Consider the following 9,424-nt stretch of genomic DNA (forward strand, 5'->3'; position numbering starts at 1 on the left):
CGTTGCTAACGCGCTCGTATCTCCTGCATCGGCAGCGATCGACGGATAGTTGAGCACCAGGCGTAGGGCGCGGCGCACGAGCGTGTCCCGTTGGGGCTGCTGACGGCGTCGCTGGGGCGGCGGGCGACGCGGCGATTCTGGCGTGCCCCCTTGGGTGGAGGAGGCCGTCGGCAGGTGCGAGGCGAGGCGTTCCGGGGCCAGCCCCACCTGCTCGGCGATCGCCTGCTGCAGGAGGTCGCGGTAGACGCCCTCGGGCACCCGGGCGATGAGTGGGCGGGCGAGTTCGGCGAGGCGCGCGCGGCCGTCGACGCTGGCGAGGTCCAGGCCCTCCGCCAGGTGCGCGATCAGGAACTGGGACAGCGGCTGCGCCTCCTGCTCGACGCGTGTTTCGAAGGCCACCTGGCCCTCCTGGCGGATGAGCGAATCGGGATCTTCCCCATCGGGCAGGAACAGGAACCGGAGCTGCCGGCCCTCGCGCACCTCGCTGAGGGCGTTGTTGAGCGCGCGCCAGGCGGCCTGGCGGCCGGCGCGGTCGCCGTCGAAGCAGAACACCACCTCGTCGCTGACCCGGAACAGGCGGGTGAGGTGGTCGGCGGTGGTGGAGGTGCCGAGGGTGGCCACGGCCCAGGCGACGCCGTGCTGATGCAGGGCGATCACGTCCATGTAGCCCTCCACCACGAGGATCCGCGGGATGCTGCGCAGGGCGCGACGCATCTCGTACATGCCGTACAGCTCGCGGCCCTTGTGAAAGAGCTGAGTTTCCGGCGAATTCAGGTACTTGGCGTCCTTGCGATCCTTCTGCAGGACGCGTCCACCGAAGCCGATGACCCGCCCGCGGGCATCGCGGATGGGGAACATGAGGCGATCGCGGAAGCGGTCGTAGCGGCGGGTCTGGCCGCCGTTCTCGCCGTCGCGAGTGATGATCAGGCCGCCGTCGAGGAGCATGCCCCGGCGGGCCTCGTCCGTACCGAACTGTCGCAATAGGCCGTCCCAGCCCTCGGGGGCGTAGCCCAGCAGGTAGTGCTCGGCGGTGTCGTCGTCGACGCCACGCCCGTCGAGGTAGTGCTTCGCGTCCTCGCTGCCGGCGAGGCGTTGGCGGTACCAATTCATGCACTCGGCCATGAGGTCGTAGAGCGCCTGGGAGGGGCCGTCGTCGTGGCGGCCCGCGTCGCGGGGCACCTCGAGGCCGGCGGCGGCGGCGAGTTCCTCGATGGCGTCGAGGAAGCCCATGTGATCGTGCTGCATGAGGAAGTCGATCGCCGTGCCGTGGGCCGAGCAGCCGAAGCAGTGGTAAAACTGCTTGACCGGGCTCACGTAGAACGACGGCGTCTTCTCCTCGTGGAAGGGGCAGCGGCCCTTGTGCTCATGGCCGGCGCGCTGCAGGGGCACGCGGCGACCGATCAGCTCCACCAGGTCCGTGCGGGCCAGGAGCTCGTCGATGAAGGACTGTGGAATACGGTTTGCCAAGCGGAGCGCCCACGGGTGACCAGCGCATGGCGGTCAGGCCACGCAGGGGTGTATCAGGTCGATGGTACGGCGCGAGGCGCCGGGGGGGCGAGGGGCGCTGGCCTAGCCGGCGCTGAGGCGGGCCTTGACCAGCTTGCTGGCGAGCCCCATGTCCAGGCGGCCCGTGGCGTTGGACTTCACGATGCCCATCACCTTGCCCATGTCCTTCATGCTGCTGGCACCGGTGTCGCCGACAGCCTGCTCGACCAGGGCCTGGATGTCCGCTTCGCTCATCGCCTGCGGCAGATAGCCCTCCAGCACAGCGATCTCAGCGGTTTCCTTCTCGGCGAGGTCGGGGCGATCCCCCTTAGTGAACTGCTCCACCGCGTCCTTGCGCTGCTTGATCATCTTCTCGACGATCGCGAGCGTGGCCGCCTCGTCGAGTTCGATGCGCTCGTCCACCTCACGCTGCTTCACCGCCGCGAGCACCATGCGAATCACGCCCAGGCGGAAGGATTCCTTCGCGCGCATGGCGGCTTTCATGTCGTCTTTGAGCTGCGCGAGCGTCTCGGACACGGGCGTTTCCGGGCAGGAAGAGGGCGAGTCTTAGTAGAGACGCTTGCGACGAGCGGCTTCGCGAGCCAGACGCTTGGCGTGGCGCTTCACGGCCGCAGCCTTCTTGCGCTTGCGCTCCTGGGTGGGCTTTTCGTAGTACTCGCGGCGACGTAACTCGCTGAGAATGCCTGCTTTTTCACAGGAGCGTTTGAAGCGGCGGAGGGCCGCGTCGAAGTGTTCGTTCTCGCGAACGCGAACGCTGGGCATAGTTTCTCTCGTCAAGGGTTGGCATTGCGTCGCGTTGGGCGAGCGCAGGAAAGCCGCGCATTGTAGGCTACGGCCCCCTTCCGTTGCAAAGCCTGTGGGGTGTCCTTGAAGGTCCTGGGTATCGAAACCTCCTGCGATGAGACTGGGGTCGCGGTCTACGACGGCCAGCGCGGCGTCATCAGCGAGGTCCTGCACAGTCAGGTGGCGGCCCACGCGGCTTACGGGGGCGTGGTGCCCGAGATCGCCTCGCGCGATCACGCCTCCCGCCTCACCCCGCTCATTAGAGAGGCCCTGGCCCAGGCCGGCATCGAGCGTCCCGATGCGGTGGCGTACACCGCGGGGCCTGGCCTGGTCGGCGCCCTGCTGGTGGGCGCGGCCACCGCGCGCAGCCTGGCCTACGGGTGGGACGTGCCCGCCGTCGCCGTCCACCACATGGAGGGACACCTGCTGGCGGCGCTGCTGGAGGCGGACGCGCCGGACTTCCCCTTCGTCGCCCTGCTGGTCTCCGGGGGCCACACCCAGTTGATCGACGTCGCCGCACCCGGCGACTACCGCCTGTTGGGGGAGTCGTTGGATGACGCCGCTGGCGAGGCCTTCGACAAGACGGCCAAGCTGCTGGGGTTGGGCTATCCCGGCGGTCCCGCCCTGGCGCGCCTGGCGGCGACGGCGAGGGGCGGGCGCTTCGACCTCCCGCGACCGCTGCTCAAGCGGCCGGGCCTCGACTTCAGTTTCAGCGGCCTGAAGACGGCCGTGCTGCACGCAGCGGCCAAGGTGGAGGAAGGCGACGAGGTGGGGCGGGCCGATCTGGCGCGGGACTTCGAAGAGGCCGTGGTGGATGTACTGGTGGGCAAGTCGCTGCGGGCCTTGAAGGAGACGGGGCGCCGGGCGCTGATCGTGGCAGGTGGCGTGGCGGCCAATACGCGTCTTCGCGAACGCCTGCGTGCCGGGGCCGAGGCCCGCGGTGCGCGCGTGACCTTTCCGCCACCGAGCCTGTGCACGGACAACGGCGCGATGATCGCCCATGCTGGATGGTGGCGCTTGCAGGCGGGCGAGCGGGCGCCCCTCGCCGTAGGCGTGCGGGCGCGTTGGCCCCTCGGCGAGCTCAGCGCCATGGATGTCTCGACGCCCTGAGGGTCGGGGCGCGTGCTATGTTTGCGCGTCCCGGCTAGGTGACCGTTTTCGGCCGCCGCCGCTAGATGCTTACGGGCTGGAGGTCCATGGATACGATTTTTCTGCAAGAGCTCGAGATCGAAACGATCATCGGGATCTACGACTGGGAACGCGAGGTCAAGCAAACCGTCAGCATCGATCTGGAGATGCCGGTGGATGCCGCCAAAGCAGCGGCCACCGATGACGTCGCGGATTCTGTCAACTACAAGGCGGTTGCCAAGGCGGTGATCGGCCTGGTCGAACCCGCCGGCTATCAACTCATCGAAACGATGGCCGAGGAAATCGCTCAGTTGATCCTGCGTGAGCACGGCGTGAACTGGGTGCGTGTGAGCGTGTCCAAGCCAGGAGCGATCCGCGGCTCGCGCAACGTGGGCATTCGCATCGAGCGTCACGCGCAGTGAGTTAGCGCTGCGCGCCGGCGGCGAGATCGCGCGGACATTGCGAGGGGAATTCTCGATGAAACGAATCGTGAGTGGCCGGCGCGCCACAATGCTAGCAAGCGTGATAGCCACCACCTGCCTGGCCGCTTGCGGTGGCGGTGGTGCCAACGCGCCAGCGCCGGACGTGGACGCGCAGGCCGGCAGCTGCTCGAACGATGAACAGAAGCAGTTCGTGCTCGATGTGATGCAGGACATCTACTTTTGGGTGGATGATCTCGACAGCAACATCAACATCGATGCCTTCGATTCCCCGGAGGCCCTGCTCGAGGAGCTGGTGAGCGTGCAGCCCCTCGATCGCTTCTCCTTCATCGGCAGCGCCGCGGCCGACGATGCGTTCTTCTCCGATAGCCAGTTCATCGGGGTGGGCCTCGGGCTCAGCACGCGCGGCGACCAGGTGTTCATCACCCAGGTGTTCGGCGACGGTCCCGCGGCCGCCACGGGCCTTGGGCGCGGCGACGAGCTCCTGCGCATCAACGGCATCGACGTGGCCGACGCGCTCGCGGGCGACGGGATCGGCGCGGCCTTCGGCGACGATGAGATCGGCGTGATGGTGGAACTGCGCGCCCGGCGCACGGCCACCGGCGAGATCACCGACGACGTGCTCTTCAAAGATCTCGTCACGATCGAGCCGATCCCGGCCAGCGCCGTCCTCGACGTGGACGGTGAGCCCGTGGGCTACGTGGTGTTCCGAGACTTCGTGAACCCCGCCTTCGATGAGCTCGAGCGGGTCTTCGGCGATTTCGCGGCGGCAGGGGTCACCCAGCTGATCCTCGATCTGCGCTACAACGGAGGCGGCCTGATCTCCGTGTCCGAGTTCCTCGGCGATCTGCTCGCCGGCGGTCTTGCGGGGTCCACCTATTATTCCCGTGAGCACAACGACGCCAACACGGACTTCAACTTCAGCGTGGACTTCGTCAACCAGGCGAACGCGCTCACCCTGGACAACCTGATCATCATCACCACCGGCGGCACGGCGTCTGCGAGTGAGCTCGTGATCAACGGCATCTCGCCCTACCGCCAGCTCACGCTGGTGGGGGAGACCACCTTCGGCAAGCCGATCGGTCAATACGGCTACGAGTTCTGCGAGAAGATCTTGCGCCCGGCGAGCTTCGTGCTGGCCAACTCCCTGGGCAACAGCGACTACTACGACGGCTTCGCCCCGGACTGCGCGGCCACCGACGACCTCACCCGCGCTCTGGGCGATCCCGAGGAGGCGATGTTGGCGGAGGCCTTGGATGTGGTGCGCAACGGCACCTGCACCACCCCCTTCGCCAAGGCGGCCGATGCGCAGGCGGCGAAAGCCGCGGCAGCCGCAGCGGTAGCGCCGCCGCCGCGCGGTCGTGAGGTGGCGCGAGAGATCGGCGACGCGTACTAGCGGCCGCTAGGGCGTAGCTGCGAGCGGGCTACCAGCCGATGCTGCGCCCGCCGTCGACCGCCACGATCTGTCCCGTGACGTAGTGTCCCTGGGTGGCCAGGTAGAGCACCAGGCTCGCGATGTCGTCCGGGTCCCCCATGCGCTTCAACGCCGTGTTCGCCACGATCTTCAGGCGCAGGGCCTCATCGTCGTCGCCTTCGGGCCAGAGCACGGGGCCGGGCGCGATGCCGTTCACGCGTACCTGGGGCCCCAAGCCGCGCGCCAGGGACTGGGTCAGCATGGTGAAGCCGGCCTTCGCCGCGCAATAAACGTAGTGGTGGGCGAGGGGGCGTCGGGCGTGGATGTCCAGCATGTTGATGATCAGGCCCTTCGACTCGCGCAGGGCGGGCGCGGCGGCTTGGGCCAGGAACATCGGCCCCTTCAGATTCGTGCCCATGAGGTCGTCCCAGGCCTTAGAGGTGATCTCGCCCATCGGCGTGGGGTAGAAGGTGGAGGCGTTGTTCATCAGCAGATCGAGGCTGCCGAAGCGGTCGGTGACTTTGGCAACGAGTCCGGGCAGCGTATCCACTTCCGTCACGTTGTTACGAATGGCCATAGCCGAATCGGGGCGTTTTGCGTTGAGCTCGCTGACCAGCGCCTCCGCGTCCGTCGCCGAGGAGCGGTAGGTGATGGCCACGCGGCCGCCGGCGCCATGCCAGCGTCGCGCTACGCGGGCGCCGATACGTCGCGCAGCGCCTGTGATCAGCGCCACGCCAGCTTGCGTGCGCATCATGTCCTGTTCGAGACTCCCGTCTCCGGTCTTGTCCATCATCCGAGTGCCTTTGTCGTCTCAGCGCGCCCGCGCGCGCCAGGGAAGCCAAGCGGGCATCATACCGTTTCGTTCGCCAGCCCCGAGGGGGATTCTCGCTTGTCCGCTTTGCTCGATCGTTCGACGATGGAGACCTCATGAATCGTTCCGCTGTCTCGGCTGCATTACCGCCGCCCGATGCCGCTGCGCTCGCGCACTCGCAGCAGGTGGTGGCCGAGGTGCGGCGCGCCATCGATGCCCGGGGCGACGGCTGGCTCCCCTTCGATGCCTACATGGAACTCGTGCTCTACGCGCCGGGGCTGGGTTACTACAGCGCGGGATCGCGCAAGTTCGGCGAGGACGGTGACTTCATCACGGCACCGGAACTGAGCCCGCTGTTCGGCCAGGTGGTGGCGCGTTGGGCGCAAGCGGTGGCGTCGCAGCTCGAGCCCGGTGACCCTTGGACCGTGGTGGAGTACGGCGCGGGCACGGGGGCTTTGGCGCGAGCGATGCTGGACGCCTTGGCGCAGACGTCGTCACCGCCTTGCGAGTATCTGATCGTCGAGTTGAGCGGCGACCTGCGGGAGCGCCAGCGAGACCGACTCCACGATTGCGCGCTGGCCGATCGGGTGAACTGGTTGGACGGCCCGCCGGGCAACGGCTTTCGAGGGGTGGTGCTCGCCAACGAGGTGCTCGACGCCTTCGCGTGCAGTCGCTTCCGCGTGAATGGCGCAGCGGCGGGGGTGGAGGCGCTCGGCATCGCCGTGGGCGACGACGGCGCCCTGTGCCTGGCCTGGCGCCCCGCTGATCCCGACTTGCTCGCGGCAGTACAAGCCCTCGAGGCGCGGCGCGGCGCGCCCTTCCCCGACGGCTACATCTCAGAGGTCTGCCCGCGCCGCGAAGCGTGGCTCGCCAGCATCGCCCCGAGCCTCGAGGCCGGCGCCATGCTCCTCATCGACTACGGGCTCAGCGAGGCGGAGTACTACGCCTCGGCGCGCAGCGACGGCACGCTCCTGTGCTACTACCGCCACCGCGCCCACGACGACGTACTGCACCTCCCCGGGCTGCAGGACCTCACGGCCTGGGTGGACTTCAGCACCATCGCGCGGGCCGCCGACGCCCTGGATCTCACCGTCTCGGGCTACACCACTCAGGCGGGCTTCCTGCTCGGCAACGGTATCGATGCCCTTGCTGGGGAGACCATGGCCACGGCGCCGAGTGACGCGGCGCGCCTGCAGGTGGCGTCCGCCTGTCGCCAGTTGCTCCTACCGGGGAGCATGGGCGAGCGCTTTCGGGTGATGGGCCTCGGGCGGGGGCTGAGCGTGCCCCTGCCGGGCATGGTGGGGCCGGATTTGCGGCGAACCCTCGGCGTTCCTGGCGTCAGCTGAGCGCAAACGGTCTCGAAACTGATGGCGCGCTGCATTATCCTGCGCGACTCGCTGGCGTTCGCCCGACTGCCCAGGGGCGAAAGATCACCCGCGAATCCATTACCGACCTAGGCAGGCTCGACCCCAGGAGGCGCTTTGGATCTGCTGCAAATCGTCGTCCTGGCGCTGGTTCAGGGCCTGACGGAGTTTCTGCCGATCTCCTCATCGGGGCACCTGGTGCTGGTGCCGGCCTTTCTCGGCTGGGAGGACCAGGGGCTGGCCTTCGATGTGGCCGTGCACGTGGGCACCCTGCTGGCGGTGGTCGCCTACTTCCGTCGCGATCTGATCACCATGGCGGCCGCCTGGTGGCGCACCCTGAGCGGCGGCTCCCTCAAGGGCGACGCGCGCCTGGCCTGGGCGGTCATCGCCGGCACCATTCCCGCCGGCATCGCCGGGCTGCTCTTCAAGGACCTGATCGAGCAATACCTGCGCTCGCCGCAGGTGATCGGCGCCACCACCATCGGCTTCGGCGTGTTGCTGTGGGTGGCGGATCGCTTCGGGGTGAAGCGTCGCGGCGAGTACGCCATCGGCCCGGTGGACGTGCTGGTGATCGGCATCGCCCAGGCGTTGGCCCTGATCCCCGGCACGTCGCGTTCGGGTATCACGATCACTGCCGGCCTGATGCTCGGCCTCAGTCGCGAGGGGGCCTCGCGCTTCTCCTTCCTGCTGGCGATTCCCCTGATCACCCTGGCCGGCATGGTGAAGGCCCTCGATCTGCTCGAGGCGGACGTGGCCACCGACTGGACCGTGCTCGGTCTCGGCACGCTCATCTCCGCCGTCGCCGCCTACGCCTGCATTCACACCTTCCTGAAGGTGGTGGAGCGCCTGGGGATGTTGCCCTTCGCGCTGTATCGCGTCGCCTTGGGTGTGGTGATCTTCGCCGTCTTCGGGATCGGCTTCTCGACGATCTAGCCAGGCGCCACTAGGCGGTCGCGAACTCGCGGCGCACGGTGCTTACAGCCTCGAGCCGTTCCCGGCGCATGGCTTCGCCGATCTGCGGTCCCGCCAGGCCCTCCCGTTGTTCGTCACTCAAGCGCACGGCCCCAGCGGCCTCGCAACAGGCGTGGAGGAACTGCGCCTGGGGATAGGGGCGATCCTCGAAGTCCGTGCGGCCCCGGTAGTCCGCCTCGCAGGCGAGCAGGATGCGGTGCAGGCGCTCGGGGCGCCGGAGCACGTCCATCTGCTCGAACAGGCGCAGGATGGTGCCCGGGCGCAGCTCGAGGGCGCGATGGATGTTGCCGTGGTGGCGGGCGACGGCCACGGCCACGTCACGAAAATCGTTCGGTACGCGCAGGCGTTCGCACAGCGCGATGAGCATCTCGGCGCTGCGCTCCTCGTGGCCCGGGTGCGAGGGCCATTTCTCCGGTGGCGTCGTGCCCTTGCCGAAGTCGTGGCAGAAGGCCGCGAAGGCCACCATGGGGTCCTGGGCGCCGAGGATTGCGGCCTGGTGCAGGACCAGCAGCATGTGCACGCCCGTGTCCACCTCCGGGTGCCACTTGGGCGGCTGCGGCACGCCGAAGAGCGCATCGAGTTCGGGGAATACGACGGCGAGGGCACCGCACTCGCGCAGCACGCTCACGAAGGCGTCGGGGCGCTCAGCCGACAGGGCCTTGCGCGTCTCCGCCCACACCCGCTCGGGCACCAGCGCGCTCACTTCGCCGGCGTCCACCATCTCGCGCATGAGGGCTACCGTGTCCGGGTGCACGCGAAAGCCCAGGGACCCGAAGCGCGCCGCGAAGCGGGCGGCGCGCAGGATGCGCACGGGGTCTTCCACGAAGGCGGGCGAGACGTGGCGGAGCCAGCGCTGCTCGAGGTCTTGCACGCCGCCGAAGGGGTCGATCAGCTCGCCGTCGTCACCGCGGGCGATGGCGTTGATCGTGAGATCGCGGCGGGCGAGGTCCTCCTCGAGGGTGACCTCGGGGGCGGCGTGGATGGCGAAGCCGCGGTAGCCCGGGGC

Annotated in this window: 10 protein-coding genes; 5 read left to right on the forward strand and 5 right to left on the reverse strand. The window is 68.5% G+C overall.

Annotated elements, in window-relative coordinates:
* The 3 genes from dnaG to rpsU form a co-directional block, all read right to left on the reverse strand.
* On the reverse strand, positions 1-1,467 hold a 1,467-nt coding region (dnaG, locus tag AAF184_23025; protein ID MEO0425228.1), incomplete at its 3' end, for a DNA primase.
* Positions 1,468-1,569: 102 nt separating this feature from the next.
* Complete coding sequence (locus AAF184_23030; protein MEO0425229.1) at positions 1,570-2,022, reverse strand: GatB/YqeY domain-containing protein; 453 nt, start codon at positions 2,020-2,022, stop codon at positions 1,570-1,572.
* Between the two features lie 30 nt (positions 2,023-2,052).
* Positions 2,053-2,268, reverse strand: coding sequence for a 30S ribosomal protein S21 (gene rpsU, locus AAF184_23035; protein ID MEO0425230.1), 216 nt, complete (start codon positions 2,266-2,268; stop codon positions 2,053-2,055).
* Between the two features lie 105 nt (positions 2,269-2,373).
* Between rpsU and tsaD the strand changes: the two genes are divergently transcribed.
* The 3 genes from tsaD to AAF184_23050 all read left to right on the forward strand — a co-directional run bounded on the left by tsaD (position 2,374) and on the right by AAF184_23050 (position 5,253).
* A complete protein-coding gene (tsaD, locus tag AAF184_23040; protein ID MEO0425231.1) occupies positions 2,374-3,399 on the forward strand; it encodes a tRNA (adenosine(37)-N6)-threonylcarbamoyltransferase complex transferase subunit TsaD in 1,026 nt (341 codons plus the stop codon).
* A gap of 86 nt (positions 3,400-3,485) precedes the next feature.
* Positions 3,486-3,839, forward strand: coding sequence for a dihydroneopterin aldolase (gene folB, locus AAF184_23045; protein ID MEO0425232.1), 354 nt, complete (start codon positions 3,486-3,488; stop codon positions 3,837-3,839).
* 55 nt (positions 3,840-3,894) lie between these two features.
* Positions 3,895-5,253, forward strand: coding sequence for a S41 family peptidase (locus tag AAF184_23050; protein ID MEO0425233.1), 1,359 nt, complete (start codon positions 3,895-3,897; stop codon positions 5,251-5,253).
* A 28-nt stretch (positions 5,254-5,281) separates the two neighbouring features.
* Here the strand turns inward: AAF184_23050 and AAF184_23055 are convergent, their stop codons facing one another.
* Positions 5,282-6,061 carry a pteridine reductase gene (locus AAF184_23055; GenBank protein ID MEO0425234.1) on the reverse strand — a complete coding sequence of 260 codons (780 nt, stop codon included), beginning with the start codon at positions 6,059-6,061 and terminating at the stop codon, positions 5,282-5,284.
* 137 nt (positions 6,062-6,198) lie between these two features.
* On the opposite strand from AAF184_23055, the gene AAF184_23060 reads away from it, so the two are divergent.
* Both AAF184_23060 and AAF184_23065 read left to right on the forward strand, forming a co-directional pair.
* Entirely contained in the window at positions 6,199-7,428 is a 1,230-nt protein-coding gene (locus AAF184_23060) for an SAM-dependent methyltransferase (protein ID MEO0425235.1), read from the forward strand.
* Between the two features lie 135 nt (positions 7,429-7,563).
* The gene (locus tag AAF184_23065) at positions 7,564-8,379 is read left to right on the forward strand and encodes an undecaprenyl-diphosphate phosphatase (protein ID MEO0425236.1); all 816 of its coding nucleotides are present in this window, start codon (positions 7,564-7,566) and stop codon (positions 8,377-8,379) included.
* Positions 8,380-8,389: 10 nt separating this feature from the next.
* On the opposite strand, the gene AAF184_23070 is transcribed toward AAF184_23065, so the two are convergent.
* On the reverse strand, positions 8,390-9,424 hold a 1,035-nt coding region (locus AAF184_23070), incomplete at its 5' end, for a multifunctional CCA addition/repair protein (GenBank protein MEO0425237.1).

The sequence above is a fragment of the Pseudomonadota bacterium genome (assembly GCA_039815145.1).
GTDB lineage: Bacteria > Pseudomonadota > Gammaproteobacteria > Steroidobacterales > JBCBZW01 > JBCBZW01.